A 26225-nucleotide genomic window follows, 5' to 3' on the forward strand; every position below is an offset into this window, starting at 1 on the left:
ACCCCATGCAACGCATCCTGTTCCTTTGTACGGCCAATAAACTGCGCAGTCCTACGGCTGAACAGGTATTTTCGCAGTACCCCAATCTCGAAGTGTCATCAGCGGGACTTGGCAATGACGCCGCTGAGCCATTGACGCCTGAGCATCTCGAAGGTGTGGACACCATCTTCGTCATGGAAAAAGCGCATCGTAACAAGTTGAGCCAAAGATTCAAAAAGCACATAGGCAAGGCCAAGGTCATTTGCCTCAACATTCCGGATGAGTACGCCTATATGGACCCGGAACTTATCACCTTGCTCAAGACCCGCGTGGGTCCGCACCTGCGGTGAACTCCGGCTTGAAAATCCCTGGATCATAACCGAAATCGCGCCTGGCCGCTGTGTGGTCGAAGACCAGATCGGTATTCATACGCAAGGCCATATGCACATTGCCTTTCAACGCGGAACCGGGCCGCAGAACGCCCAGCACCCCGAACCCCAATCGCCACGCCCACTCCGGCAGGCTGAGGATGCGCGCCGGGCGGCCCTTAGACGCAAATATCCGCGCCACCATCTCGCGATAGCTGAGCGTCTCGCCGCCCGACAGGTCATAGGCGCGGTTGGCCGTGGCATCGGTTGAAAGCACGCCCAAAGCCGCCTGCGCCAGATCACGGGCATGGACCGGCTGCCGCAGGCCCGACGCCCGCCCGCACACCGGAAAGACCCCCAGCCGGTCGATGGTCGCCGCGATACGGCTGACGTTCTGATCGCGCCCTTCATCATAGATCAGAGTCGGCCGCAGGATCGTCCAGTCCACATCGTGCGTGGCACAAAAGGCTTCGATACGCGCCTCGGCCTCGCTCAAAAGTTCGACGACGCGGCGTTCCTCGGGCTGCGGCGAATAGGTCTTCGAAAAGCGCGAGGTCGAGGAAAAGGCGACGATCCGCTTCATCCCCTGCGCCCATAACGCCTCCAGGACGGCCTCGCTGATCAGCCAGAGGGGCGAGGTGACAATCACATGCGCAAAACCCTCGCCCTCAAAGGCCTGCGGGTGCATCAGGTCGAGAAACAGGTCGTTCGGCTGTTTCGGCTTGCGCGTGGTGAATGCGGCCTGCGGCACGATGTCGCGCAGCCTCTGCCCCACAAGGCTTGTCGCACCGATCACTAATATCTTGCTCATACGGCTTCCTGTCATACCTCCCCAGCTTTACCGGGGAGGTATAAAAGCTGTGGCACGCCCTTTTTCCTCACGCAAGTGCAGCAGACCCTACCCTCCCCCCCTGTCGCGTAGCGATAGGGACGTGTCAGCGAAGCTGACGGAGGGGGGCGACTCTACGGAGGACCAATCCCCTGCCTCTTGAGAGGGTGCACGGCTAAAACCCGTGCCACACCCGCCTTCAGAGTCGTCCCCCTCCGTCTTTTGCCTTCGGCAAAATCCACCTCCCCACGCTGACGCGCAGGGAGGAGAGATCACGCAAACTCCGGACGGAACGCCCTTGCAGGCGTCGCGCCATCGGCCTATGTCTCGCAGCCATATTTCCAAGAAGAGTCCCGGTCATGAGCGCCTACAAATCCCTGCGAGATTTCATAGCCAAGCTCGAACGCGAAGGCGAGCTGGTACGGGTGACGGAGCCCGTCTCCACCCACCTCGAAATGACCGAGATCCAGACCCGCCTGCTGGCCGAAAAAGGCCCGGCTGTGCTGTTCGAAAACGTCATCATGCCCGATGGCTCAAAGTCCGACATGCCGGTGTTGGTCAACCTGTTCGGCACGGTGAAGCGCGTGGCCATGGGCGTGACCCTTGAGCGCGACCCGAAAAGTGTTGAGCGGTTTTCGGATGAGGTCGCGCGACCTAACAAAAATGAAGGGAAAGATCGCACCAATCCGCAGGACCTGCGCGAAGTGGGTGAGCTTCTGGCCTTCCTGCGGCAACCCGAACCGCCGCGCGGCTTTAAGGACGCGCTCAGCATGTTGCCGCTGGCCAAGACCGTCATGGGGATGCGCCCGAAGACCGTCTCCAAAGCCCCGGTGCAGGAGGTGGTGCAGACGGGTGATGACATCGACCTGACGCGCCTGCCGGTGCAGGGCTGCTGGCCCGGTGAGCCGGCACCGCTGATCACCTGGGGCCTTGTGGTCACCAAGGGGCCGTCCGAAGCGCGCGAAGACGATTTCAACCTTGGTATTTATCGGATGCAGGTTCTGGGCAAGGACCGCGCCATCATGCGCTGGCTGGCGCACCGCGGCGGCGCGCAGCATCATGCCCGCTGGAAAAAGGCCAAAAAGACAGGGCCCCTGCCCGCCTGCGTGGTGCTGGGGGCCGATCCGGGCACCATTCTGGCCGCCGTGACGCCGGTGCCGGATACGCTCAGCGAGTATCAGTTTGCAGGCCTGTTGCGCGGGGCCAAGGCCGAGCTGGTGCCCGCCAAAACCGTGCCTTTGATGGTGCCCGCCGAAGCCGAAATCGTCCTCGAAGGGCACGTGCTGCTCGATGACTATGCCGACGAAGGCCCCTATGGCGACCACACCGGCTATTACAATTCGGTCGAAAAATTCCCGGTGTTTCAGGTGTCGGCCATCACGCGGCGCAAGCAGCCCATCTATCTCTCAACCTTCACAGGCCGCCCACCCGACGAGCCGTCCGTGCTGGGCGAAGCCTTGAATGAGGTGTTTATCCCGCTGATCCGTCAGCAGTTTCCGGAAATTGTCGATTTCTGGCTACCGCCCGAAGGGTGTTCCTATCGCATCGCCGTCATCTCGATGAAGAAGGCCTATCCGGGCCACGCCAAGCGCGTGATGATGGGCGCGTGGTCGTATCTGCGCCAATTCATGTACACCAAGTGGCTGATCGTGGTGGATGATGACATCAACTGCCGCGACTGGAAGGACGTGATGTGGGCGATTTCGACGCGCATGGACCCGGCGCGCGACATCACGGTCATTGAAAACACGCCGATCGACTATCTCGACTTCGCCTCGCCCGAAAGCGGTCTGGGGTCAAAGATCGGGCTGGATGCCACCAACAAGTGGGAGCCGGAAACCCACCGCGAATGGGGCGAAAAACTCTATATGGAACAGGACGTCATCGACCGCGTCAGCGAAAAATGGACCGCCATGGGCCTGCCCGGGACAGGTAAGCCGATCTGGAAATAGGAGGGGTTATGTGGGGGGTATGGCTGCTTCTGTTCAGCATCACGGCGGTGATCGGCAACGGTATTTTTGCCTTTACCGATCTCGCCTGGCGGCTCTCAGGGGCTCCGACGGAAAGCTATCCAGAGATTCTTTATGCGGCGTATTTCTTTCCGACCTCTGTGCTGCTTCTGATCGACTCTACACTTCTGCTGTGGACGAAAAAGCCGTTGCCCCAGAATGAGCTTTGGCTTGCTGCAAATGCAAAACTGGTCGGATTGGGTCTGCTGAGCCTGTTGTTTGTACTCCCGTTTAATGGGAAATGGTCGCTCGTGCAGTCGGTCGGACAAGTCATTATCGACTGTTATGTGTTTGTCGCCTACCCGCTTTATCTGTTTCTGACTGCACGCGGGATCAGGCAGATTTGGCGTTTTCAGGTGTGAAATTAGCGACCCCCATCGCCTCATCGTCATTGACTGGTTAAGCCTGTCGATCTGGAAACGCCTCTGCTACCCGTGCCGAGAGTGGGCAATATCCTGTGAAAAGGCTTATCTGGCGTCCTGTGCGGATGTCGGGAGTTCTATATGGACACTGACTTTCACCAGCACAAAGAAGGCAATGATAAAAGCGATCACCGCCAAAACCAGAACAAGCCAACTTCTGTTTTTCTTCTGCATCCCCGCCCCCTGCTGAACGGGTCTTTTATATCTCAGCCTCAGGCAGATTCAATATCTGGGTGGATCGCGGATAAACCGCTCTCCTCCCTGTCGCGTTAGCGATGGGGAGGTGGATCCGAGTGAAACGAGGAGACGGAGGGGGATTGCACCGTTGGTCATCACATACGTGGTACTTTGGAGGTATGCCCCGTTAAGGCCAGTGTAGGCCCCTATTCGAGTTTCCCCCCTTTTTCCGCTCATTGCGTTCGCGTCCACCCACGTCGGCGACCCGGTCCCGACGGCAAGGCCGCAGGGAGGAGAGTTAGCCGGACTTCTTATACGGCGTACCGTCGGGCCATTTGCCAATCCGGGCGGCGCGTTGTTCGCGCATCTGAGACTGTTTGTCGGCCCAGCCCTTTGACCACTCGCCGTGCGAAGAAGCGGCGGGCGTTGCTTGTGACTTTGCCGCCTCTGACGGTTCAGGGGCTTTCTCCCCTACCGTCACGGGGCGGCCTGTCTCCTCCCCTGTAAGCCCGTCAGGGCGCACCGGAGCGGGTGGATCGGCGCGAAGGCGGCGAGATGCAGCGGGCGTCTCGGCTGTTGCTTCATTGATCGGCTTCGGTTTCGCCTTCAGCAACGGGGTGTATATCCCCCGCAACATCCGCTCGACGGCCATGATGGCGCGGGCCGTTCGGCCAATCTCGATAGCCGTGGTCGGACGCGGTGCGGTTTCGAGCGCGGTCAGAATCTGATCCGCAAGGCGAATCAGGCGGTCATAGGCGGCGGTGTGGGCGGCGGGGATGTGAGCGGCGATCTGTGTCATGGGCTCAGCATGACAGAGGTTCACGCGGCGGGGACAGATTGTGAGAAAACGCGCTTAAGTGATTGAAATTGTGCATGTCTCAGCGGGGATAGATTTTTGCCACGGATAGACACGGATGGCGGGCTTCGCCCGCCGAACACGGATGCTCTGCGCTCTGTGCCTCTCAGGCGGGCAATGAATATCCGTGAGGCCGCGCATCTGCGCGGCCATCCGTGTGCATCCGTGGTTAAAAAACAAAGGGCTTCGCCCGAAGAGGGCGAGTTAGACACCTCCACACGCACATCGGAAAAAGAGTCTCCACAGATGACACAGATGCGGCGGGCAAAGCCCGCCTGACACAGATGATCCGCGCGCCGAACCTCTCAGGCGCACAATGAATATCCGTGAGGCCGCGCATCTGCGCGGCCATCCGTGTCTATCCGTGGCCAAGCCAAACCCTGTTTCCCTCAGGCGCAAAATCGCGTTAGATGCAGGCCCAAAGCCAAAAAAGCCATCAGGGGAGTCGCCATGTCCATTCTGAACCGCCGCGCGTTGATGTCGGGGCTGAGCGCCGCCGGGGCCGGGCTGGCCCTTCCGGCGCTGGCCCGCCCGACGATGCATTGGACACCGTCGTGGTACGCCGCGCCTGAGCCATCGGGCAACAAGGCGCAGGCTCAGGACATCACCCTGCGTCAGATCGTGCGCCTCAGCGCGGGCGGCAGCGCCGTGCGTATCCGCCTGTCGAACGCCTATGGCGACACGCCCCTGCGCATCGACGTCCTGCGCGTGGCCCGCCGCCTGTCCGGCGCGCGGATCGACCCGCACAGCGACCGCGCCGCGACCTTTGACGGCCAGACGTCCGTGACGATCCCGCCGGGCGCCTATGTCCTCAGCGACCCGATCCCCCTGACGGTGGCGGCCCACAGCGACCTCGCCATCAGCCTGTACGTCACGGGCCCCGCCCCCCTGACCACCCTGCACGAACTCCAGCGCAGCGCCCTTTACGTCGCCAGCGGGCCACAGACCGCAGCCCCCGAACTGCCCACCACCAAGCCCGATATCGGCATCGGCAATGCCTTCCCGTGGGTGTCGGGCGTCGAGGTCGCCACCCCCAACACGCAGGCGCTGGTGGCCTTTGGCGACTCGATCACCGACGGATACGGCATAACGCCGGATCAGGGCCGGACCTGGCCCGACCTGCTGAGCCAGCGCCTTCGCGCCGCCCGCATACCCTTAAGCGTCGTCAATGCCGGCATCAGCGGCAATCGCCTGCTCAATCATGGCACCTGGGCGCGTTTCGGCACCGGCGCTCTGGCGCGCTTTGACCGCGACGTGCTAGCGCAGCCCAATGTCGCCGCTGTGGTGCTGCTGATCGGCATTAACGACCTCGGCCACGCGGGCGGCCCGGACAGCCCCGGTTACGCCCCGCTGGACGACCTGAAGATGGGCCTCAGCCAGATCGCCGCCCGCGCGCAGGCGCACGGCATCCGCACCTATGCGGCGACGCTGACCCCGTTCAAGGGCACGACCTTCAAAGACTATTACAACGACGAGAAGGAGACGCGGCGCGTGGCGCTCAATGCCTGGCTGCGCCGCACCGATGTCTTTGACGGCCTGTTTGATTTCGACAAGGCGCTGGAAGACCCAGCGCGTCGCGGCTGGCTTTTGCCGGGGCTGGGCATGGCCGACAATCTACACCCCAATGATGCGGGGGCGGCGAAGACGGCGCAGTCGATCCCGCTCAATACTTTTAAATGGGTGCGTAAGGCCTGATCGCTTCCTGATGCGGGCAGGCCCACAGTCCGCGCTCCCCACAGGAGGACGGCCATGCCCAGGCAAACCCCGGCTCAGAAGCGCAAAATCGACAAGGTCATGCACGAATTCAAGGACGGCGACCTCAAAAGTTCCAGCGGTGAAACGGTCAAAACCCGCGATCAGGCCATTGCCATCGCCCTCAGCGAGGCCGGGGCCTCGAAAAAGGACGATTAGTCTCGAAGTTCGCGGCAAGATACAAATGTTGAGCGGGATGACGCTTCACCTGAAATCCGCCCGCTCTAAGCCCTAACCCGTCTGCTTCAGCCCTTCACGCCACGACTCCGCGGTCAGATAGGCCCTGATGGCCTCAGCCCGCATCGGTTCGGCGAAGTAATAGCCCTGAATATAACGCGCCCCGATCTCTTCCAGACGACGCAGCTCCGCCGCCGTTTCCACGCCTTCGATGACGTGATCAAGCGACAGGTTTCCGCACAGGTCGATCAGGGTCTTGACGATCTTCACCGTCGATTCATGGCGCAGAAGCTGGGTCACGAAACTGCGGTCGATCTTGATCTTATCGGCCGGCAGACGGTGGATATAGCCGAAGCTGGAATAACCCGATCCGAAGTCATCGAGCGCGATACGGCTGCCCATGCCCTTGAGCAGGGCCAGTGCCTCCAGCGCCTGATCGAGGTCGCTCAGCATGGCGGTTTCCGTAATCTCGAACTCGATACGCTGCGCATCAATACCGGACAGCCTGACCGTGTCGCAGATGCGCCGGATGGCGGGCAAAGAGCGCAGATCGCGCGCCGAGAGGTTGAAGGAGACGCGCATATCCGCAGGCCAGTCACGCACCGCCACCAGCGCCTTGCGCAACAGGATCAGGGTGATGTCGCTGATCAGACCGGACCGTTCGGCGGCGCGGATGAAGATATCCGGTCTCACAGGCCCGAGCTTTTCCGACTGCCAGCGCGCCAGCGCCTCGAAGCTGACGGTGCGCTGCGCCCGCAGGTCGATCTGCGGCTGAAAGACGATGTAAAGCTCGCTTTCCAGATCGGAGGAGCGCAGGGTCTGATCCACGGCGCCGAAATCCTGCATCTCGCTTTCGTGGCGGCGGTCGAAGATGACCGGCGCGCCACGCAGGTTCTGTTTGGCATAGTAGAGGGCGTAGTCGGCGCGTTCCAGCATTTGCGAGGCGCTCCACTGGGCCGCCGGCTCGGAATGAACGAAACCGACCGAGCCCGAGATATTGGCGCAGACCCCGCCGCCCAGCAGATAGGTTTCACGCAAGGCGTCACACAGGTCTTCGCCGAAGCGCCGCAACGCGTCGTCGCTCCTTTGCCTGTTGAGGATCAGCGAAAATTCATCACCGCCCAGCCGCGCCACGACACCGCCGTCGCCCACCACCGCCCGCAGACGCTTGCCGACCTCAATGAGCAGGGCATCGCCGACGCTGTGGCCATAGAGGTCGTTAACCGGCTTGAAGCCGTCCAGATCGATCAAAGCCAGATCGAAAGCGTGCCCGCGCGTCGCCCCGATCAGGGCCACATCCAGCTCGGTAAAAAAGCTGCGCCGGTTGGGCAGGCCCGTCAGCGCGTCATAATGGGCCAGAACCTGCGCTTCATGGCGGTGCTTGTCGGCCAGAACGCGCGCATGGACGGCGCGGAAGATGGTGGTCCGCATGATGCCCGCCATGCCGAAGGCGGTCACAATACCGGCAATGCCGACCCACACGTGCTGTTTCAGCACCGGATAGCCCGCGTGATGGGCCATAAAGAACATGGTGACAATGGCCACCAGCGAGGACGGCAGCACGACCCGCAGCGACACCGCCGAGGTGGCATAGACCAGAGTCAGCAGAACGAAATAGACCAGCTTGGGCGGCTCGAAATGCAGGCTCTGATAGGCCACCACATTGATATACATCAGCAGATTGACAACCAGACCGCTGATTTCCAGCCGATGCGTGTTTTCAGTCCCTCGCGTCCAGAAGAAAAAGACCCAGCTCGCCAGCGAGGTGAGCCCGGCCAGACTGGCCATGATCGGAAGATCCATCCCCGTCTCGTAGAAGAAGTGCGAGATGAAGATGATGATGTAATAGCTGCCGACCACGCCGCACAGGCCGCGCACAATGGGGCGCAGGGCAATCGCTCTTTGCCGCTTCAATTCCGCCGGATCGACTTCGCCCCGACGATAGTCCGCCCGCATACAACGGAACAACCGGTGGAAATACCGACGCCATTCTGCGGTGCGCTCGGTCCGTATCAGCATAAAACCCCTGCGAGATATCACGCAGCCCACCACAGTCTGCGTATCTGGGGGCTAAGCCTAGAGGATCGCCCTAAAGATTATACTAATCGTCAGGAAATAATCCTGTAAAACAAGGTTATAGTGCTCAGGTCTGCGAATCGTTCCAATTGAGACTTGCGCCCTGCCCCTCGCCGCGCCTAGAAAGACCTATGCTGCATATGCAAACAGACACGCCCGCCCGCACCGATCCCACGGCGTTACTTGAACACGTCATCGGTCTGGCGCGGGCGCAGGGTGCGGATGCCGCCGAAGCCGTCTTTTCCAGCAGCCGCTCGCTCAGCGTCGGGGTACGCAAGGGCGCGGTGGAGACGGTCGAAAGCGATGAGGCCACCGATCTGGGCCTGCGGGTGTTTGTCGGTCAGAAACAGGCCGTGGTGTCGGTCTCCGAATTTTCCGGGCGCACGCTGCAACGGCTGGTCGAACGCTGCGTCGCCATGGCGCGACTGGCCCCGGATGACGCCTATGCCGGTCTGGCCGACCCGGCGCTGCTGTGGCGCGGAGACGGTGTGGATCTCGATATTTTCGACCCCACAGAGCTGAGCGCCGATGCCTTGCGCGAGCGGGCGCTGGCCTGTGAAGCCGCCGGTCTGATCGACCCGCGCCTGCAAAGCGACGCGGCCAGTGCGGGCCAGAGCTTCACCCGCTGGCAGCTTCTCACCTCGGACGGCTTTGAAGGCCGCCACCGCACCAGCCTGTCCTTTCAGTCGGCGCGTCTGATCGCCACGGACGAAACCGGCGGCATGGAGCGCGACGGCGAAGGCCGCTCGACGCGCTACCTGTCCGATCTGCCCGCCCCCGAAGCCACGGGGGCTATTGCCGCCGAACGTGCGTTAAAGGCGCTGGGCGCGCGCAAGATCGACAGCCGCACCGCCCCGGTCCTGTTCGAACCGCGCACGGCCAAGTCGCTGATCGGCCTGTTTCTGGGGGCCATTTCTGGCCCGTCGGTGGCGCGCGGCTCCAGCTATCTGAAGGACAGGCTAGGGCAGCGCCTGTTCGCACCCGGTGTGCACATCATCGACAATCCGTTTCGCCCGCGCGGTCTGGGCTCGTGCCTCTATGACGACGAAGGCGTGGCGGTGCGTGAGCGCGCCCTGATCGACGACGGTATCCTGACCACCTGGCTGCTCAACAGTGCCGCCGGGCGGCAACTGGGCATGGCTTCGACCGGCCACGCCTCGCGCTCTCTGGCGCATCCGGCGGGCGTATCGGCGCATAATGTGACGCTGAGCCCCGGTACGACCTCCGCCGACGACCTGATGAAAGCCGCCGGTTCCGGCGTTCTGATCACCTCGATGTTCGGCCCCAGCGTCAATTCGGACACAGGCGACTGGTCGGCCGGGGCATCGGGCTTTGTGTTTGAAAATGGCGAACTGACGCACCCGGTCAATGAAATCACCGTCGCCGGCAATCTGATCGACATTTTTGCGCGCCTTCAGCCCGCCTCAGACCTTGAGATCAAGGGGACGCTCGACACCCCCTCGATTCTGGTCGATGGCCTGAGCATCGGGGGCAAGTGATGAGCCGGGCCGCGCCGACGCTTCAGGACGAGCTTGATCTGCTGATCGACCGGGCGCGCCGCGCCGGGGCGCTGGCCCAGCACCTCAAGGCGCAGGGGCTGAATATCTCTTACAAATCCGACGGCTCCATCGTCACCAATGCCGATCTGGAGGTCGATCTGTGGCTGAAGGAGGCGCTTTTGGACGCGCGCCCCGGCTATGGCTGGCAGAGCGAGGAATCGCCCGACACGCCCGCCCGCCTGACGCAGTCGCACCTGTTCGTGCTCGACCCCATCGACGGCACCATGGGCTTTACCAAGGGCTCCCCCTACTGGACCATCGCCCTCAGTCTGGTGCAGGCGCGCCAGCCCGTCGCCGCTGTGGTCTATGCGCCCGACGCGCAGGAAATGTACAGTGCGGGCAAGGGCCTGGGCGCGTTTCTCAATGGCGAGCCGATCCGCGCCTCCGAGACTTCGGACCTCAGCGCGGCACAGGGGATCGGCGATGCCCGTCTGTTCGGCCGCGACATCTGGCCGGAGCCGTGGCCGAAGATGAGCATAACCTCTCGCCCCTCGGTCGCCTATCGCATGGTGTGCGTGGCGGCGGGCCGCGCCGATTTTACGCTGGCCCTGACGCCCAAACGCGACTGGGACGTGGCGGCGGCCACCCTGATCTGCCATGAGGCCGGGGCCATCGTCTCCGACCATCTGGGGCAGGCCTATGACTTCAACGCCCCCGACAGCCTCAAAGCCTCGCTGATCTGCGCCAATGCCGGCCTGTATCCCGAAATCCGGCGTCGCTGCGCCGCCCTTCCCTCCCTCGAAACCCTCTGAGAGTTTGACCATGAGCGACAAACAACTGCTTCACATCGTCATCGGCGGCGAACTGCAAGCCCCCGGCAGCACCGACTTCAAGGACCTCAAGGCGGTCGAATTTGTCGGCGCCTATGCCAGCTACGAAGAAGCCAAGACCGCCTGGCGCGCCAAGGCGCAATCGACGGTCGATAACGCCCTGATGCGCTATTTCGTCATCCACGCCCACCGCCTGCTGAATCCGGCCAACGATTAATTACCCCTCTCCACATCGCCAGCGATGTGGAGAGTTTGACCTCATCAGTTCTTTGTCGGGGTCACCGCCGTGCCGCGCGGCAGCGGGTCCGGACGCGAGGTGTTGTCCTTCCACATCAGCGTATTGAGACAGTCGGCGTCGCCCAGCACCAGCAGCGCCGATTGCTGGCACTTGGCCTGCGCCTCCGTGACGCAATAGCCCTTGCCGTTGGCGTCTTTCGTAAAGACCAGATCGCGCGCCTTGCACGCCTTGGGCGACGGCAGGGCGGCCTGCGGGCTGCCCGCCACGGGTTCGGGCGTGGACGCACAACCGGTCAGGGCCAAGGCCGCCAGCGTTATAGCGATGAATTTCAGCGACATGGCCATACCCCGTTGCCATCAGCTTAGAGCGGATTTCGTTCAGGTTGAATCGAAATCCCACTCTAATGCTTTGTTTTGTCGCGATGTTTTTGCGGAAAACCGTTCACACTTTTCCGCACATCGCTCTAATGCTTTGTTTTGTCGCGCATTTGATTCCGAAAACCGTTGCACACTTTTCGGAATGCGCTCTAAGCCAAAAACGTGCGCGAAAAAGGGCGAAGGCGCAACCGTCACCTACTCCCGACGGAAAATCTTTTCGGTCAGCAGCGTGCCCCACCACGCCGCCTTGAAGTCCGACTTGATCTTCACCGGATCATACAGGTCCGACTGCGTCCATTCGACGAAGGACATGCCGCGCGGTTCGCCCTCGGCAAAATAGCAGTCGAAAATATAGTCGAGCACGCCCGTCTTGCCCGCCTTCATGTGCAGGGTGCGCAGGCCCAGTTCGGAAACCGCCTCGCGCAGGGGGTGTTTGAGGTGCAGGTGGCGGTACAGGACGCTCATGATCCCGGCGCGGTCCGCCCCGGATTTACAGTGCATCAGGGCCGGATACTGGATGCTGTCGAACAGCTTTTCGGCCTCAAGGATCGCTTCGGCCGACGGCACATCGCGCGAGGTGACGATGAAATCGACCAGATCGAGCCCTAGTTTTTGGCAGGCATGGCGCTCCAGCGCGAAAAACGCCCCCTGTCCGCCGCGCAGATTGATCACCGTGCGGATGCCGTCGTGCTTTTTGAACCAGGCGAGCTGAAACGGCCACGGCTGGTTGGTGCGCACCATCTTGTCGTCGATCCAGTGGGCATTGGTGAAGCCCAGCCGCAAATAGGCGTGGTCGTTCCACAGAAAGGCCAGATAGGTCTTGAACAGCCCCCATGGGGTGGAGGTGTCGAAAACCTTGGGCGTTTTACGTTTCTTGAACAGCTTCACGGGGTACCATTTAAAAAGTGAGCGCTCTAGATCGAAATGACTTTAAGAGGAATCGCCATTTCGCTCTAAATTTTTGTTTTGTCGCGATGTTTTTGCGGAAAACCGCTCACACTTTTCCGCACATCGCTCTAACCTCATACTCCCCCGGCGTGCCGGGGGAGGTGGCACGCCGCAGGCGTGACGGAGGGGGGCTTGCGACGTTTCAACCCGTCGCGCTCGCCGGGCTTAAGAAGGCCCCCACCACCCCATCTCACCTGTCTTCGCCAAGGCTCGGACAGGCTCGTGCGGTCCCCCTCCCCAACAAGTTGGGGAGGTATGAAGATGATCCAAGCGCGCCATATACAGATTTCCACGCCGGAACACAAACTATTGGCTTTGCCCGTTAAGGGCATATCCCTATATAGTTTGAGGTTCAGAGAGTTACACGTTTTCATGACCCCCATTGCCGCCGATACCCCTGCCCTGCCGGAGACCGGCTCGCGCGCCGTCATGGCGCGGGTGTGGCGCGATTATCTGCAAAAATACAAAGGCTTTCTGGGGCTGGCGCTGGTCTGTGCCGTCATGGTCGCGGTTTCGACCTCATTCGTCATCTGGTGCCTGAAGCCCGGCATCGAACTGTTGTTCGGCGAAAGCGATTCGGCAGCGGCCTCCGAAGTCCCGGCCTTTGTCGCCGCCCACCCGCTGATCTGGGTGCCGGCGGTGATGATCGGGGCGACGCTGGTGCGGCTGGTGTCGCAACTGGGCTTAGCCACCTCGGTCAACCGCGTCGGGCACCAGCTTGTGGGGCGCATCCAATCGCAACTGTTCGGCAATATGGTCCATGCCGACCTCGGCCACCTCAACAAGGCGCATTCGGGCAGCTACCTGTCCTCGGTGCTGTTCGACGCCGGGCTAATGCGCGAAGCCACCACCAATGGCGTCGTCAACTATGTCCAGCACGGCGGCATCGTCATCGGGTCGCTGGCCTATATGGCCTTTATCGACTGGCGCATGACGCTGGGCGTGCTGATCGCCGGGCCCGTCATCGCGGCGGTGCTGGGGCAGTACAACCGCCGCACCAAAAAAGCCGCGCAGGGCGCGATGGACGAAACCTCGTCCCTATCGACCGCCATCATGGAAAGCCTTGATGGTGTGAAGATCGTCAAGATCAACAATCGCGAAGCCTATGAGCAGGGCCGCGTCGATGCCGTCATCGCGCGGCGTCAGAAGCACATCATCAAGGGCGCCAACGCCCGCGCCGCCGCCGCCCCGGTGACCGAGGCCCTGACGACCATCGTGCTGGCCCTCGTCGTGGTTTATGCGGGCTGGCGCGCTCAGTCGGGGGCCATGACGCTGGGCGGATTTACCGCCTATATCTCCTATCTGGGCGCGGCGGGGCAGTCCCTGCGTCAACTGGCCAATCTGCAAACCGTGATGGCCGAAGGCTTTACCGCGGCACGCCGCCTGTTCGCGGCGCTGGACGTCGCGCCGGAAATCGCCGATGCGCCGGATGCGCAAGCGCTGAAACCCTTTGACCGCGTAACCTTTGACACTGTCGCCTTCGCCTATGGCGACAAGCCGGTGCTGGACGGGGTGAGCTTTGAGGCGAGGGCGGGTCAGTCCGTGGCGCTGGTCGGGCCGTCGGGATCGGGCAAATCGACCCTGCTCAACCTCATTCCGCGCTTTTACGACTATACGGGCGGCGAAATCCGCTTTGGGGAGACGCCGCAGCGCGCCGTGACGCTCAAATCCCTGCGCGCCCACATCGCTCTGGTGTCGCAGGACCCGTTTCTGTTTGACGACACTATCCGCGCCAACATCGCCTATGGCCGCCCCGACGCCACCGAGGCGGAGATCCTACAGGCGGCGCGCGACGCCGCGGCGCTGGAGTTTATCGACGACCTGCCCGATGGTCTTGACACCCGCGTCGGTGAAGGCGGATCGCGCCTGTCCGGCGGACAGAAGCAGCGCATCGCCATTGCGCGTGCCTTCCTCAAAGACGCGCCGCTGCTGCTGCTCGATGAGGCGACCTCAGCCCTCGATACCCAATCCGAGGTCAAGGTGCAGCAGGCGCTGGAGCGGCTGATGGCCGGGCGCACCACCCTGATGATCGCCCACCGCCTTTCGACCGTGCGCCATGCCGACCTGATCCTGGTGCTGCGCGACGGGCGCATCTCTGAGCGCGGCACGCACGACGACCTGCTGGCGCGCGGCGGCCTCTATGCCGAGCTTTACCGCACGCAGTTCGAGCGGGTCCCGGAAGGGGCAAGCGCATGAAGTCCCTCCTCGAATCCGATGGCTTTCAGGTCTTTATGGCGCGGCTGATCGTCGGTTATCTGAAATTCTGCTACCGCACGACGCGCTGGACCCACGAAGGCCGTGAGGCCGCCGAATCCGTATGGGCTCAGGGCGGCCCGGCGCTGTTGCTGCTGTGGCATCAGCGCGTGCACTATGCCCCCGCCTGCTGGCCGCTCGACCGTGCGCAGAAGATGGCCATACTGGTCTCTTTGTCGAAAAGTGGTGATTTTTCAGTCCGTACCAACACACTCTTCGGCTATCACATTATCCGCGGATCGGCCGCCAAGAAGACAGACCCCACCAAACAGAAGGGCGGCGCGCAGGCCTTCCGCGACATGCTGCGCTGGATACGCGCCGGCAAAGCCGTGGCCCTGACGCCCGACGGCCCGCGCGGCCCGGCGCGCGACATGACCGAGGGGTCGCTGAAACTGTCGCAGATGTCCGGCGCGCCCATCATCCTGATCGGGCAGTCGTCATCGCGCTACCTGTCGCTCAATAGCTGGGACCGTCAGCGCATCCCCCTGCCCTTCGCCGTAGGGGCCATGCTGTGGGAGGTGCACCCGCCCATCGCACCCGATGCCGATGAAGCGCAGCTTGAGGCGCGCCGGATCGAACTGGGCGAGCGCTTAAGCGCCCTCACCGACCGCGCCGACGCCTTGACCGGTGCCGCTTCGGGGGCCGCATGACCCTGATGCTCCGCCTCTACGCAGCCGCCATGCAGGCCTTTCACGCCATCGCGCCCAACCTGTTGTGGCACCGCGCGGCGCGCAACAAGGAAGACCCGGCGCGCCTCAATGAGCGGCTGGGCATCGCCGGGAAGCCGCGCCCGGACGGGCCGCTGATCTGGCTGCACGGCGTCAGCGTCGGCGAAAGCCTGTCGGCCCTGCCGGTCGTCAATCAACTGTTGAACGACCACCCTGACCTGCACATTCTCGTCACCACCGCCACCACCACCTCGGCGGAAATCCTGTCGCAGCGCCTGCCGGAGCGTGCCGTGCATCAGTATGCGCCGCTCGATACGCCGCAGGCGGTGACGAAGTTCCTCGACCACTGGCACCCCGATCTGGCGATCTTTATCGAAAGCGACCTGTGGCCCAACCTGCTGAAAGGGCTCGATCAGCGCCGCATCACCCGCCTGCTGATTAGCGCGCGCATCACCGCCAAAACGCATCAGGGCTGGCAAAACATCCGCCGTTCAATGCAAAGCCTGCTGAAGGGCTTTGCTCTCATCCTGCCGCAGGACAGTGGCTCTGATCAACGATTGAGAGACATGGTGGGGACCGAGGCCGAACAGATGGGACCGCTGGCCAATCTGAAGACCATCGGTGCGCCCCTGCCCGATGACGCCCAAAAGCGCGAGGCGCTGGAGGCCCTGTTTGCCGGGCGCACGGTCATACTGGCCGCCAGCACGCATCCGACCGAAGAGGCCTATATCGCCACGGCGCTGGAAGACATCCTGCGCCAGACGGGGGCGCTGCTGGTCATCGCGCCGCGCCACCCGGTGCGCGCCGAAGCCATCCGGCTTGATCTCGAAGCCCTCGGCTTTCGCGTGGCACAAAGATCAAAACTGGACAGCCCGACCACAGAGACGCATATTTATCTCGCCGACACGCTCGGCGAACTGGGCGTGTTTTTCCGGCTGGCGGACATGGTCATCATGGCAGGAAGCTTCTCCGAAAAGATCGGCGGCCACAACCCGCTGGAGGCCGCGCGGCTGGGCAAGGCCGTGATCACCGGCCCGGACCTGTATAACTGGGACGCCGTCTATCAGCAGATGTTCGACGCGGGCGCCGCCTTCCGCGTCAGCGGGCGGCAGGAGCTGGGCTTTCTGGCGCAGGGGCTGATCGACAATCCGGCGGCCCTGCTTGATGCGCACCGCATCGCTCAGGCGCTGGCGCAGCGTGAGGCCGGGACGCTCGATACCGTCATGGCGCACCTCAAACCCTTCCTGCCCGGTAACGCCCCCACTCCGGACGACGAAAGCCATGAGGCGGCGGATGCCGCTTAAAGCCCGCCGATTGAAGACCCCCGACTGGTGGTATAAGCGCGAGGCGAAGGGCGCGCCGGTTACCCGCTACGCCTTGGCCCCGCTGGCGTGGATCTGGGAGGCGGTGACGATCACGCGCTTTCTGACGGCCAAGCCCTATCGCTCGCCCGTCTGCGTCATCTCAGTCGGCAATGCGACGCTGGGCGGGTCGGGCAAGACGCCGATCGAGCGCGAACTGCTGCGCCGCCTGAAAAAGCTGGGCCACAGGGCCAGCGGCCTGTCGCGCGGCTATGGCGGGTCGCTGAGCGGCCCGGTCAGGGTCGATCCCACCGTCCACAGCGCCGCCGAGGTGGGCGATGAGGCCCTGATGCTGGCGCGCGACTACGACATGGTGATTGCGCGCGACCGCGCCGACGGCCTGCGCCAGATCGAAGGCGAGGGTTTTGAGATCGCCATTGCCGACGACGCGCATCAGAATGTGAAGATCGCCAAGGATATTCACCTGCTGGTCGTCGATGGCGACACCACGAATGACGGCTGGCCGTTTGGTGACGGATCTGTGTTCCCGATGGGACCGATGCGGGAACCTCTGGCCATCGCGTTGAAACGCGCCGATATCGTCGTCCTGTGGCTGCCGGATGAGAAATCCGTCGTCGATCAGAAGCTGTTGCGCCTGTTTGGGGACCTGCCGGTGTTTGTGGCGCGCCTGATCCCGATGCCGGTGGGCGAGCCGGGCAAGGTGGTGGCCTTTGCCGGCATCGCCAAGCCGTGGAAGTTCCGCGCCACGCTGGAAGGGCTGGGCTATGCGGTGGCCGATTTCCACGCCTATGCCGACCATGAGCCGCTGAGCGAGGCCGATCTGAGCGCGCTGGAAACGCAGGCGCAGGTCCGCGATGCGACCCTGATCACCACGGAAAAGGATTGGGTGAAGCTCAGCCCGGCATGGCGGGAAAAGATCGCCTTCCTGCCCATTACCGCCCGCTTTGACGATCAGGCGGGCTTCATGCGGGCGCTCATGGCCCGGACGCCTTTTGCACCGGAAGCGCTATCCGTTAATGACAAATCGTTCATAAAATAAAAGAATGTTCACTTGGGCCGCGGGCCGCCCTGTGAGAAAGAGGTTTCAAAAGCGATAGGTTTTCGCCCTCTTTCCGACAGGATGTTCATGACCTTCCCCAAGGCCCTGATGTGTGCCACCGCCCTTCTGTGCGGTCTGCCGGTTATGGCACAGGCTCAGACCACCGACGCCCCCGCCTCGCGTCAGGTCATCCCCTATGATCAGGCCTTTTTCAGCACGTTTCAGGTGCAGTCGGCGCTGGACATGGTCAACCGCGTGCCGGGCTTTACGCTGAAAAACGTCGATCAGGTGCGCGGTTTTGCGGCGGCGGCCGGTAATGTGCTGATCGACGGCCAGCGCCCGACCAGCAAGTCGGACAAGCTGACCGACATCCTCAACCGCATCCCGGCGGGTACGGTGGAACGCATCGACCTGATCATCGGCGGGGCCGAAGGCATCGACATGCAGGGTCAGACCCAGGTGGTCAACATCATCCGCAAGCCTTCGGAAAAGCCGACCCTGACCGTCATCGCCAATGCCCGTTTCCTGAGCAATGGCTGGGTCAAGCCGACGGGGCGCATCACCTATAGCCGCAATGCCGGGGACAAGACGCTGGAGCTTTCGGCCACCGTCTTCAGCAGCTTCGACGAAGAGGGCAGCAATGGCGACAAGACCGTCTATCCCACCGACGGCAGCCCCGTACGCCGCACCCGCATCATCGGCGAAGCGGGAGCCAAGGGGTTTGAGCTGAACGGCGTCGCGTCGCATCCTTTGTGGGGCGGCAAGCTGACGCTGAACGGCAAATGGACGCCCGACCGCTATGAGGGCAATTACCGCTACATCACCGACACGACGGCGGTGGAAAATCTCGATTACCGCGAAGATCTGCGCGAAGGCGGGTTTCAGTATATCCGCCCACTGGGCAAGGTCTTCACGCTGAAACTCAACGGTCTGGCTAAATATACGCACGAAAAAGGCGACGACCTCTATATCAGCCCGTCGGAAGAGACGCGGTTCCTCGATGATTCGGTCGAGACGGAAAACATCGTCTCCGGACAACTGATCTGGACGCGCAGCGAGCGCCTGACCTACGAGGTCGGGCTGGAAAAGGCCTATAATTCGCGCGACAGCGACACCGCCCTGACGGTCAATGGCGCGGCGGTGGACCTGCCGGCTTCGCGCGTCAAGGTCGAGGAAGACCGTACCGAAGCCTCGTTTCTGGCCACCTGGCGCGCCACCCCGGCGCTCAGCGTCGAAACGGGCCTGAAATACGAGTGGTCCACCCTGTCGCAAACCAGCGAGCACCCGGACGAAAAGCGCTTTGGCTATGCCAAGCCCAAGGTGCAGGTCACCTGGTCGCCCGAAGGGCCGTGGCAGTATCTGCTGCGCGTCGAGCGTGTGCTGGGGCAACTCGATTTCGACGATTTTGTCTCCTCGATCGACCTGATGGACTCGACCGTCAAGGCCGGCAATGTCGGCCTTGAGCCCGACAAGCGCTGGGAGACGGAGCTGAACGCCAGCTATCGCTTCTGGGACAAGGGCGCGCTGGTGCTGAAATACATTCATAAGGACGTGTCGGACGTCATCGACCGCGTCCCCATCGTCGCCAGCGACGGCAGCGTGTTCGACGCCAAGGGCAATATCGGCGACGGCACGGCCGAAGAGATCGGCACCACCCTGACCCTGCCGATGGACCGCCTGCGCATCCCCGGCGGCCTGCTGAAATTCACCGGCAGCGTCTTCCTGTCGGAAGTCACCGATCCGGTGACGAAGGAAAAGCGCCGTCTGTCGCGCCAGCCCGAAACCGACTGGATACTGGAGTTCGCGCAGGACCTGCCGGTGCGGCGGATGCAGTGGGGCTTCTCGGTATGGAACGGCTATGACGAAAAGGTCTATCGCGCCTCGGAAATCTCATATGCGCGTGGCAATGCCAAGCTGAACCTGTTTACCGAATACCGGCCCGGCCCGAAGACAATCTGGCGCATCGAGCTGAACAACCTGCCGGGCCGCGTGCATGATTATGACCGGGTGCGCTATGACGGCGACCGGGCCACGGGCTCGGTACGGGCGGTGGAAATGACGCGCCACCGCACCCAGCCGTGGCTGTTCCTGCGGTTACGCCGGGAGTTGTAGGGCGCGGCCTATCCGAAACGCCGCGTCTCCAAGCACTTAAACCAGATGTCACTATCCGTCTTGGAGATAGCCGATAAGGGAATACGTCCCAATTCGCATCCCGTGGCTGTATTGCAGACAGCCAAAACAGAAGTGGACAATATTTGAACCTGCCTTAGTTCCATTGAGTCACAGCCCACGGACCAAAACGTCAATCCATACCGCTTTTCCTTCACCTGCCCCTGCTCGTAAATCAGGCGATAGGTCTGAAAATAAAGGCATAAGGCCGCAAACAAGGCATATAAAACAGAACACCAGAAAACGTCTTCCCGTTCTAATTCATGAGACAGGAAGTCCGAGACCACCCGGCATGTCAGCAAAATGGGAATGAAGGAAAAACTGGCATAGGTCACCGCTAAACTACGTTTTGCGTATTTCAGGACGGCGCGTTGGAGTTCCATTTAAAGTGCGCGCCAGCCGATGTCCGAGCGATAAAACCCCATCGGCCAGTCGATCTTGGCAATGGCCGCATAGGCGGCATCGCGAGCTGCCTGAATCGTCGCCCCACGGGCGCAGATATTGAGCACGCGCCCGCCCGCTGCCGCCAGACGCCCGTCGTCCAGCCGCTTCGTGCCGGCGTGAAAGACGCTGACATCGGGGCCAAAGTCATGTTCGACCCCACGGATGATCGAGCCGCCGACGGGGCTGTCCGGATAGCCATTGGCGGCGAAGACCACGCAGACGGCGGCGTCTTCGTACCATTCCGGTGCCGGCATGTCCTTCAGGCGGCCCGTGGCAGCGGCCAGCAGATAGGGGACCAGATCGCTTTTGAGGCGCAGCATCAGCACCTGACATTCCGGGTCGCCGAAGCGGGCATTGTATTCGACCAGACGCGGGCGACCATTTTCGATCATCAGACCCGCATAGAGCACGCCCGTATAGGCGTTCCCTTCGGCCTTCATACCCGCCATGGTGGGGGCCAGAATCTCACGCTCGGTAATGTCGAGAATATCCTGAGTGACCACCGGGGCCGGGCTATAGGTGCCCATGCCGCCCGTATTGGGCCCCGCATCGCCGTCAAAGGCGCGCTTGTGGTCCTGCGCATAGCCGAACAGGATCGCCGTTTCGCCATCGGCAAGGGCGAAGACCGAGGCCTCTTCGCCCGCCATGAATTCTTCGATGACCACGGTTTGCGACGCCGCGCCGTAGCGCCCGCCGAACATGGCCTCCAGCTCGGCATAGGCGTCGGGCAGGTCGGGGGAAATCGCCACGCCCTTACCGGCCGCCAGACCGTCGGCCTTGATGATATAGGGCGCGCTCTGGGTTTTCAGATAGGCTTTGGCGGCATCGAGGTCCGTGAAGGTCTCGTAAGCCGCGGTGGGGATATCGTGGCGCTTGCAGAAATCTTTGGTGAAGGCCTTGGAGGATTCGAGCTGCGCCGCCTTTTGCGTCGGACCAAAACAGGGGATGCCGACCCGCTTTAAGGCATCGGCAATGCCTTCGGCCAGCGCCGCCTCCGGACCCACCACGACCAGATCGGCCTGCATTTCGACCGCCAGCGCCGTCAGGCCGGCCACATCGGTGACCTTGAGGTCGTGCACCTCGCCCAGCGCCGCCATGCCGGGATTGCCCGGCGCAAGGACCAGACGCGACACGCGCGGCGACTGACGGATTTTCCACGCGAGGGCGTGTTCACGGCCGCCCGAACCGATCAGCATGATGTTCATGGGGGTGACTTCCGACAGGACGGCCCCTGGGTCAAGCGGAAAAATCGGCGTTTGTGATTAAGCCCTACCCGGTGCAGGATGGGGGCAGGCTTTCGCAGCGGAAACCCTCATGACCCGGCATCGTATTTATCAAATAAGTGTCGCGAGCGTGTACGTCCATTACGTGACCAAGGCAAAGAAGAAGGCGCGCACGCAGGCCGAGGTCGATGCGATCATCGGCTGGCTGACGGGATATGATCAGCCCCAACTGGCGGCGCATCTGGAAGCCAAGACGAATTTTGAGGATTTCTTCGCTCAGGCCCCGCAATTGCATCCGTCACGCCACCTGATCAGGGGCGTGATCTGTGGCGTGCGCATCGAAGAGATCGAAGACCCGCTGATGCGCGAAATCCGCTATCTGGACAAGCTGATCGACGAACTGGCCAGGGGCAGGCCCATGGAAAAAATCCTGCGCAGCGCCTGAGCCCTCGTATTTTCCCTCTGGTGTTCTGACAACATCGCGTTAATAGTCAGACAAATTAAAGAGGAACCCGCTATGTCCACGCTGAATCGTCGCGCCCTGTTTGCCGCTCCGGCCCTGATCGGGGCCACCACCCTACCCGCCGTTGCGGCCACACAGCCTAGGTCGTCCACCCTCCGCGCGCCCAAGCCGCCTATGGGCTGGAACAGCTGGAACAGCTTTGCCACCACCCTGACCGAGGCGCAGGCGCTGGAGACGGCGAAGATCATGGCCGACAAGCTCTTACCCGCAGGCTATGACGTGTTTACGGTGGATATTCAATGGTATGAGCCCAATGCCACCGGCTATGAGTACCGTCACGGGGCAGAGCTGGCCATGGATAGCTATGGCCGCCTGCTGCCTGCGCCCAACCGCTTCCCGTCGGCGGCCAACAGCGCGGGGTTCAAGCCGCTGGCCGACAAGGTGCACGCCTTGGGCCTGAAGTTCGGCGTGCACCTGATGCGCGGCATTCCGCGTCTGGCCTATGAGAAGAACCTGCCGATTCTGGGCACCAAATACACCGCGCGCGACGTGGCCAATCCCAACTCGGTCTGTACCTGGAACACCGACATGTACGGCGTCGATATGTCGAAGCCGGGGGCGCAGGCCTATTATAACTCAGTGTTTAAGCTGTTTGCCGACTGGGGCATCGACTTCGTCAAGATGGATGATATGAGCCGCCCCTATGACATCAACTGGCCGGAAATCGAAGGCGCACAGGCCGCCATCGCCGCATCGGGCCGCCCGATCGTGCTCAGCCTGTCGCCGGGTGAAACCGACCTCAAATGGGCCGTCCATGCGCAGAACAATGCCCAGATGTGGCGCATTTCCGACGACTTCTGGGATAGCTGGGACATGCTGAAGGCGCAGTTCAAGCGGCTGGCCGACTGGAGCCCCTATCGCCGGCCGGGGGCGTGGCCCGATGCCGACATGCTGCCGCTGGGCCTCCTGGCGCTGGGGCAGCGCAAGACCAAGTTCACACCCGATGAGCAGCAAACCCTGATGACCCTGTGGTCGATCGCGCGCTCGCCACTGATCATGGGCGGCGACCTGCGCGCACTCGATGAGGCGACGCTGAAACTCCTGACCAATAAGGAGGTTATCGCGCTCAATCAGGACAGTGTGAACAACGTCCCCGTCTCCAACGACGGCGCGCAGGTGGTGTGGACGGCGCAAACCGCAGACGGCGCGAAAGATTCCGGGGCGCGCTATCTGGCTATCTTCAATATCAGCGACCACCCGCAGGTGGTGACCCAGCCGTTGAAGGCCATCAATGCGCCGGAAAAAGCGCGCGTGCACAATCTGTGGACCGGGGCCGTTTCAACGGCGGACGAAGAGATTTCGCTGGAACTGCGCGGCCACGCCAGCGTCCTGTACAAGCTCACGCCGCTATAGATTTGCGTCCCGTCACGTCCTGAAGCACGCCGAACAGCGACAGGGGCTGCCCCGCCTCGTCGCATTCGACCGAGCCCTGACTGAAAACCGTGCGGATGTCGCCATCGGCGCGGACCAGCCGCGCTTCGAAGCTGTACCCCTCACCGCGAGAGGCGGCGGCCTTCACGCAGTCGCTCACGCGCTGACGGTCATCGGGGTGATAGCATTCCAGCGCATTGGTCAGGTTGGGGTGGAAGATTTGCGGCGTCAGGCCGTGGATGCGGTACACGCCCTGCGACCATTCCACCGTCTGGTTTTCCAGATCGACGTGCCAGTAGCCGACCCCGGCCACCGCCTCCATCATTTCCAGCTTCTTCTGATTTTCGTTGCAGCGGCGCACGATGGACTTCTGCATCTGGGCGTCCTTGCGCAGCGTCATCAGCGACGACACCGTGGCCGCCAGCGTGGTCAGACGCGCCCGGTCGCGCGCGTTAAATTCGGTGCGCGCTTCCGTGTCGATGACGCACAGGGAGCCCACCAGCACCTCCCCGAAGCGGATCGGCGCCCCAGCATAGAAGCGGATATGGGTATCGCCCAGAACCAGCGGATTATTGGCAAAGCGCGGGTCCTTTGTGGCGTCGAGCACCACCATCACCTCATCGCGGCAGATCGTATAGTCGCAAAAGGCCTGTTCGCGCGGCGTTTCACAAACCGACAAACCCACACTGGCCTTAAACCACTGACGAATGGCGTCGATCAGCGAGATGGCGGCGATCGGACAGTCAAAGACATCCGCCGCCAGTCGGGTGACCTGATCAAATTCGGGCTCCGCCTCGCTGTCCAGAATCTCCAGAGTGCGCAAGGCATTCAGGCGCTGGGCCTCCCGCCGCTGGACCTCGGAAACCGGTGCGTCTGTTTCGGTGATCATCAGGTGCCTTCCTCTTTTTATCGCTTTAGTTTAGCACAAAATGAAGAAAACAACGTTATTTCCTCGCGCGCAACGGGTCATTTCGTCGCGTGACAGTTTTTCCCGTCAGAGGTAAACGGGTGACATGTCCGAAGACCTGCTTAGCCCCGCCGATTCGCAATCCAACAGCCCGCCCTGGTCGGTATCCGAACTGGCCGGCGCGCTGAAACGCACGATTGAAAGCGCCTATGACCATGTGCGGCTGCGCGGCGAAATCTCCAAGGTCACGCGGCATACGTCGGGTCACGTTTATCTGACGCTGAAGGACGACCGCGCCGCCATCGACGGCGTTATCTGGAAGGGCAATGTCAGCCGCCTGAAAGCGCAACCACAGGCCGGGCTTGAGGTCATCGTCACGGGCAAGCTGACCACCTTCCCCGCCTCGTCCAAGTACCAGATCGTGATCGAGAGCCTCGAAGCCGCCGGGATCGGTGCCCTGTTGGCGCAGCTTGAGCGCACCAAGGCGAAACTGCACGGCGAAGGGCTGTTTGCAGCGGAACGCAAAAAGCGCCTGCCTTTCGCGCCCAAAACCATCGGCGTCATCACCTCGCCCACCGGGGCGGTCATCCGCGACATCCTGCACCGCATCCGCGACCGCTGGCCCTGCCGTGTCATCGTCTGGCCCGTCATTGTGCAGGGCGACGCCGCCCCGCCGCAGGTGATTCAGGCCCTGAACGGCTTTCAATCGGAGGCTGTGCCGCGCCCGGACGTGCTGATCGTGGCGCGCGGCGGGGGTTCGGTCGAAGACCTGTGGGCCTTCAACGACGAAGGGCTGGCGCGCGCCGTCGCCGCCTGCACCATCCCCGTGATTTCCGCCGTCGGGCACGAAACCGACACCACCCTGATCGACTTTGTGTCGGATCGCCGCGCCCCTACCCCCACCGGGGCAGCGGAAATGGCGACGCCCGTCCTGAGCGAGCTGCGCGGCTTTGTGCTCGATCTGGAACGCCGCCGTCTGGGCAGTTTTGATCAGGCCTTGCGCAACCGGCGTGAACGCGTGGCGCTGCTGGGACGCGCCCTGCCCAAACCGCAGGACCTGATCGACGCGGCGCAACAGAGGCTCGACTACGCGGCGCATCGGCTGGACGGCGGGCTGTTGCGCAACCTCAATGCCCACGACACGGCCTTTGCCCGCACGGCGGCGCGCTTTTCGCCCGCCCTGCTGGAGCGCCCGCGCCAGCTCAAGGCCGAGCGCGTGACACAACTGTCCGAGCGCGCCACAGCGGCCCTGACGCGCGGCGTGGAACGGCAAAGGCAGGAGTTTAACCGCCTGTCGGCGCGTCTGACCCCGGCCCTGACCCTGCGCCCGCTCGACCTGAAGCGCGAGGCCCTCGGCCGCCTGAGCCAGCGTTTCGACGCAGCCCTCAGCCGCCGCCTCGACGACGCGGAACGCCGCGCCCGACTGCCGGACTTGCAACAGCGGCTTGGAGCGTCCTTTGCCCGGCTGCTGAGCCAGAAAGCCGAGCGCCTGCACCGGCTCGATCAACTGCGCCTCAGCCTCGACCCCGACCGCCCGCTGAACCTCGGTTTCGCCCGCGTCAGCCGCGCCGACGGCCACCTCGTTACCTCACCCGACGGCGTGAGCGCCGGCGAGGCCCTGACCCTGACCTTCAAGGGCGACCGCACGCTCGGCGTCGTGGCCAGCGACGGCACCTCAGCCCCCCCGGCCCCCAAACCCACCCCGAAGCCCCGCCCCGCGCCCCCGAAACCGGAACAGGGCTCTCTGTTTTAATCTTGCGCCCCACTGA

Annotated in this window: 24 protein-coding genes; 16 read left to right on the plus strand and 8 right to left on the minus strand. The window is 62.7% G+C overall.

Features of this window, described 5'->3' with window-relative positions:
- Positions 1-5 precede the first annotated feature (5 nt).
- Positions 6-329, plus strand: a complete 324-nt coding sequence (locus AACH73_RS16505; protein ID WP_338735908.1) for a low molecular weight protein tyrosine phosphatase family protein — start codon at positions 6-8, stop codon at positions 327-329.
- Here AACH73_RS16505 and AACH73_RS16510 read toward each other — a convergent pair.
- Positions 298-1158, minus strand: coding sequence for an NAD-dependent epimerase/dehydratase family protein (locus AACH73_RS16510; RefSeq protein ID WP_272741820.1), 861 nt, complete (start codon positions 1156-1158; stop codon positions 298-300). The two genes, AACH73_RS16505 and AACH73_RS16510, sit on opposite strands and share 32 nt — an antisense overlap.
- Before the next feature lie 377 nt (positions 1159-1535).
- Between AACH73_RS16510 and AACH73_RS16515 the strand changes: the two genes are divergently transcribed.
- Positions 1536-3128 carry a UbiD family decarboxylase gene (locus AACH73_RS16515; protein WP_272741819.1) on the plus strand — a complete coding sequence of 531 codons (1593 nt, stop codon included), beginning with the start codon at positions 1536-1538 and terminating at the stop codon, positions 3126-3128.
- A gap of 8 nt (positions 3129-3136) precedes the next feature.
- Positions 3137-3547 carry a hypothetical protein gene (locus AACH73_RS16520; RefSeq protein ID WP_272741818.1) on the plus strand — a complete coding sequence of 137 codons (411 nt, stop codon included), beginning with the start codon at positions 3137-3139 and terminating at the stop codon, positions 3545-3547.
- A gap of 535 nt (positions 3548-4082) precedes the next feature.
- Here the strand turns inward: AACH73_RS16520 and AACH73_RS16525 are convergent.
- A complete protein-coding gene (locus AACH73_RS16525) occupies positions 4083-4583 on the minus strand; it encodes a hypothetical protein (protein ID WP_338735909.1) in 501 nt (166 codons plus the stop codon).
- A 507-nt stretch (positions 4584-5090) separates the two neighbouring features.
- Here AACH73_RS16525 and AACH73_RS16530 point away from each other — a divergent pair.
- Together AACH73_RS16530 and AACH73_RS16535 are read left to right on the plus strand one after the other, a co-directional pair.
- Positions 5091-6335 (plus strand): SGNH/GDSL hydrolase family protein, encoded by a 1245-nt coding sequence (locus AACH73_RS16530; RefSeq protein WP_338735910.1) that lies wholly within the window; start codon positions 5091-5093, stop codon positions 6333-6335.
- Between the two features lie 54 nt (positions 6336-6389).
- Complete coding sequence (locus tag AACH73_RS16535; protein WP_272741815.1) at positions 6390-6551, plus strand: DUF6496 domain-containing protein; 162 nt, start codon at positions 6390-6392, stop codon at positions 6549-6551.
- Between the two features lie 72 nt (positions 6552-6623).
- Here AACH73_RS16535 and AACH73_RS16540 read toward each other — a convergent pair whose 3' ends face one another.
- On the minus strand, positions 6624-8588 hold the full coding sequence (locus AACH73_RS16540; protein WP_338735911.1) for an EAL domain-containing protein: 1965 nt from the start codon (positions 8586-8588) through the stop codon (positions 6624-6626).
- A gap of 188 nt (positions 8589-8776) precedes the next feature.
- Here AACH73_RS16540 and AACH73_RS16545 point away from each other — a divergent pair, with 188 nt between their 5' ends.
- From AACH73_RS16545 to AACH73_RS16555, 3 genes are read left to right on the plus strand one after another with little or no spacing between them, the layout of a single operon-like run.
- Positions 8777-10144 (plus strand): TldD/PmbA family protein, encoded by a 1368-nt coding sequence (locus AACH73_RS16545; RefSeq protein WP_272741813.1) that lies wholly within the window; start codon positions 8777-8779, stop codon positions 10142-10144.
- Complete coding sequence (locus AACH73_RS16550) at positions 10144-10956, plus strand: 3'(2'),5'-bisphosphate nucleotidase CysQ (protein WP_338735912.1); 813 nt, start codon at positions 10144-10146, stop codon at positions 10954-10956. Before AACH73_RS16545 ends, AACH73_RS16550 begins: the two co-directional genes overlap by 1 nt.
- Positions 10957-10966: 10 nt before the next feature.
- Entirely contained in the window at positions 10967-11191 is a 225-nt protein-coding gene (locus AACH73_RS16555; RefSeq protein ID WP_013480963.1) for a DUF4170 domain-containing protein, read from the plus strand.
- A 44-nt stretch (positions 11192-11235) separates the two neighbouring features.
- Here the strand turns inward: AACH73_RS16555 and AACH73_RS16560 are convergent, their stop codons facing one another.
- On the minus strand, positions 11236-11550 hold the full coding sequence (locus AACH73_RS16560; RefSeq protein ID WP_338735913.1) for a hypothetical protein: 315 nt from the start codon (positions 11548-11550) through the stop codon (positions 11236-11238).
- 234 nt (positions 11551-11784) lie between these two features.
- Positions 11785-12477 carry a protein tyrosine phosphatase gene (locus AACH73_RS16565; RefSeq protein WP_126424109.1) on the minus strand — a complete coding sequence of 231 codons (693 nt, stop codon included), beginning with the start codon at positions 12475-12477 and terminating at the stop codon, positions 11785-11787.
- 432 nt (positions 12478-12909) lie between these two features.
- On the opposite strand from AACH73_RS16565, the gene AACH73_RS16570 reads away from it, so the two are divergent.
- The 5 genes from AACH73_RS16570 to AACH73_RS16590 all read left to right on the plus strand — a co-directional run bounded on the left by AACH73_RS16570 (position 12910) and on the right by AACH73_RS16590 (position 19931).
- Positions 12910-14733, plus strand: coding sequence for an ABC transporter ATP-binding protein (locus AACH73_RS16570; RefSeq protein WP_338735914.1), 1824 nt, complete (start codon positions 12910-12912; stop codon positions 14731-14733).
- Complete coding sequence (locus tag AACH73_RS16575) at positions 14730-15440, plus strand: lysophospholipid acyltransferase family protein (RefSeq protein ID WP_338735915.1); 711 nt, start codon at positions 14730-14732, stop codon at positions 15438-15440. The genes AACH73_RS16570 and AACH73_RS16575 overlap by 4 nt, the downstream gene beginning before the upstream one ends.
- On the plus strand, positions 15437-16762 hold the full coding sequence (locus AACH73_RS16580) for a 3-deoxy-D-manno-octulosonic acid transferase (RefSeq protein WP_338735916.1): 1326 nt from the start codon (positions 15437-15439) through the stop codon (positions 16760-16762). The genes AACH73_RS16575 and AACH73_RS16580 overlap by 4 nt, the downstream gene beginning before the upstream one ends.
- Positions 16752-17819, plus strand: coding sequence for a tetraacyldisaccharide 4'-kinase (gene lpxK / locus AACH73_RS16585; RefSeq protein WP_338735917.1), 1068 nt, complete (start codon positions 16752-16754; stop codon positions 17817-17819). The genes AACH73_RS16580 and lpxK overlap by 11 nt, the downstream gene beginning before the upstream one ends.
- An 87-nt stretch (positions 17820-17906) precedes the next feature.
- Complete coding sequence (locus tag AACH73_RS16590; RefSeq protein WP_338735918.1) at positions 17907-19931, plus strand: TonB-dependent receptor; 2025 nt, start codon at positions 17907-17909, stop codon at positions 19929-19931.
- A gap of 8 nt (positions 19932-19939) precedes the next feature.
- On the opposite strand, the gene AACH73_RS16595 is transcribed toward AACH73_RS16590, so the two are convergent.
- Together AACH73_RS16595 and purD are read right to left on the minus strand one after the other, a co-directional pair.
- Positions 19940-20371 carry a hypothetical protein gene (locus AACH73_RS16595; protein ID WP_338735919.1) on the minus strand — a complete coding sequence of 144 codons (432 nt, stop codon included), beginning with the start codon at positions 20369-20371 and terminating at the stop codon, positions 19940-19942.
- Positions 20372-21637, minus strand: coding sequence for a phosphoribosylamine--glycine ligase (gene purD, locus AACH73_RS16600; protein WP_272741804.1), 1266 nt, complete (start codon positions 21635-21637; stop codon positions 20372-20374).
- Between the two features lie 109 nt (positions 21638-21746).
- Here purD and AACH73_RS16605 point away from each other — a divergent pair, with 109 nt between their 5' ends.
- A complete protein-coding gene (locus tag AACH73_RS16605) occupies positions 21747-22100 on the plus strand; it encodes a DUF2200 domain-containing protein (RefSeq protein ID WP_272741803.1) in 354 nt (117 codons plus the stop codon).
- A 72-nt stretch (positions 22101-22172) separates the two neighbouring features.
- Positions 22173-23531 carry a glycoside hydrolase family 27 protein gene (locus AACH73_RS16610; protein ID WP_272741802.1) on the plus strand — a complete coding sequence of 453 codons (1359 nt, stop codon included), beginning with the start codon at positions 22173-22175 and terminating at the stop codon, positions 23529-23531.
- Here the strand turns inward: AACH73_RS16610 and AACH73_RS16615 are convergent.
- Complete coding sequence (locus AACH73_RS16615) at positions 23518-24438, minus strand: PAS domain-containing protein (protein ID WP_338735921.1); 921 nt, start codon at positions 24436-24438, stop codon at positions 23518-23520. The two genes, AACH73_RS16610 and AACH73_RS16615, sit on opposite strands and share 14 nt — an antisense overlap.
- A 124-nt stretch (positions 24439-24562) precedes the next feature.
- On the opposite strand from AACH73_RS16615, the gene xseA reads away from it, so the two are divergent.
- Complete coding sequence (gene xseA, locus AACH73_RS16620) at positions 24563-26209, plus strand: exodeoxyribonuclease VII large subunit (RefSeq protein ID WP_338735923.1); 1647 nt, start codon at positions 24563-24565, stop codon at positions 26207-26209.
- The last annotated feature ends 16 nt before the right edge of the window (positions 26210-26225 follow it).

This window comes from Asticcacaulis sp. DW145, from assembly GCF_037101385.1.
In the GTDB taxonomy this organism is placed as follows: domain Bacteria; phylum Pseudomonadota; class Alphaproteobacteria; order Caulobacterales; family Caulobacteraceae; genus Asticcacaulis; species Asticcacaulis currens.

What these genes read in the sequence shown, in the direction of transcription:
- AACH73_RS16505 (WP_338735908.1), top strand. Translation starts at nt 6, where the DNA reads ATGCAACGCATCCTGTTCCTTTGTACGGCCAATAAACTGCGCAGTCCT.
- AACH73_RS16510 (WP_272741820.1), bottom strand. Translation starts at nt 1,158, where the DNA reads ATGAGCAAGATATTAGTGATCGGTGCGACAAGCCTTGTGGGGCAGAGG.
- AACH73_RS16515 (WP_272741819.1), top strand. Translation starts at nt 1,536, where the DNA reads ATGAGCGCCTACAAATCCCTGCGAGATTTCATAGCCAAGCTCGAACGC.
- AACH73_RS16520 (WP_272741818.1), top strand. Translation starts at nt 3,137, where the DNA reads ATGTGGGGGGTATGGCTGCTTCTGTTCAGCATCACGGCGGTGATCGGC.
- AACH73_RS16525 (WP_338735909.1), bottom strand. Translation starts at nt 4,583, where the DNA reads ATGACACAGATCGCCGCTCACATCCCCGCCGCCCACACCGCCGCCTAT.
- AACH73_RS16530 (WP_338735910.1), top strand. Translation starts at nt 5,091, where the DNA reads ATGTCCATTCTGAACCGCCGCGCGTTGATGTCGGGGCTGAGCGCCGCC.
- AACH73_RS16535 (WP_272741815.1), top strand. Translation starts at nt 6,390, where the DNA reads ATGCCCAGGCAAACCCCGGCTCAGAAGCGCAAAATCGACAAGGTCATG.
- AACH73_RS16540 (WP_338735911.1), bottom strand. Translation starts at nt 8,588, where the DNA reads ATGCTGATACGGACCGAGCGCACCGCAGAATGGCGTCGGTATTTCCAC.
- AACH73_RS16545 (WP_272741813.1), top strand. Translation starts at nt 8,777, where the DNA reads ATGCTGCATATGCAAACAGACACGCCCGCCCGCACCGATCCCACGGCG.
- AACH73_RS16550 (WP_338735912.1), top strand. Translation starts at nt 10,144, where the DNA reads ATGAGCCGGGCCGCGCCGACGCTTCAGGACGAGCTTGATCTGCTGATC.
- AACH73_RS16555 (WP_013480963.1), top strand. Translation starts at nt 10,967, where the DNA reads ATGAGCGACAAACAACTGCTTCACATCGTCATCGGCGGCGAACTGCAA.
- AACH73_RS16560 (WP_338735913.1), bottom strand. Translation starts at nt 11,550, where the DNA reads ATGTCGCTGAAATTCATCGCTATAACGCTGGCGGCCTTGGCCCTGACC.
- AACH73_RS16570 (WP_338735914.1), top strand. Translation starts at nt 12,910, where the DNA reads ATGACCCCCATTGCCGCCGATACCCCTGCCCTGCCGGAGACCGGCTCG.
- AACH73_RS16575 (WP_338735915.1), top strand. Translation starts at nt 14,730, where the DNA reads ATGAAGTCCCTCCTCGAATCCGATGGCTTTCAGGTCTTTATGGCGCGG.
- AACH73_RS16580 (WP_338735916.1), top strand. Translation starts at nt 15,437, where the DNA reads ATGACCCTGATGCTCCGCCTCTACGCAGCCGCCATGCAGGCCTTTCAC.
- lpxK (WP_338735917.1), top strand. Translation starts at nt 16,752, where the DNA reads ATGCCGCTTAAAGCCCGCCGATTGAAGACCCCCGACTGGTGGTATAAG.
- AACH73_RS16590 (WP_338735918.1), top strand. Translation starts at nt 17,907, where the DNA reads ATGACCTTCCCCAAGGCCCTGATGTGTGCCACCGCCCTTCTGTGCGGT.
- AACH73_RS16595 (WP_338735919.1), bottom strand. Translation starts at nt 20,371, where the DNA reads ATGGAACTCCAACGCGCCGTCCTGAAATACGCAAAACGTAGTTTAGCG.
- purD (WP_272741804.1), bottom strand. Translation starts at nt 21,637, where the DNA reads ATGAACATCATGCTGATCGGTTCGGGCGGCCGTGAACACGCCCTCGCG.
- AACH73_RS16605 (WP_272741803.1), top strand. Translation starts at nt 21,747, where the DNA reads ATGACCCGGCATCGTATTTATCAAATAAGTGTCGCGAGCGTGTACGTC.
- AACH73_RS16610 (WP_272741802.1), top strand. Translation starts at nt 22,173, where the DNA reads ATGTCCACGCTGAATCGTCGCGCCCTGTTTGCCGCTCCGGCCCTGATC.
- AACH73_RS16615 (WP_338735921.1), bottom strand. Translation starts at nt 24,438, where the DNA reads ATGATCACCGAAACAGACGCACCGGTTTCCGAGGTCCAGCGGCGGGAG.
- xseA (WP_338735923.1), top strand. Translation starts at nt 24,563, where the DNA reads ATGTCCGAAGACCTGCTTAGCCCCGCCGATTCGCAATCCAACAGCCCG.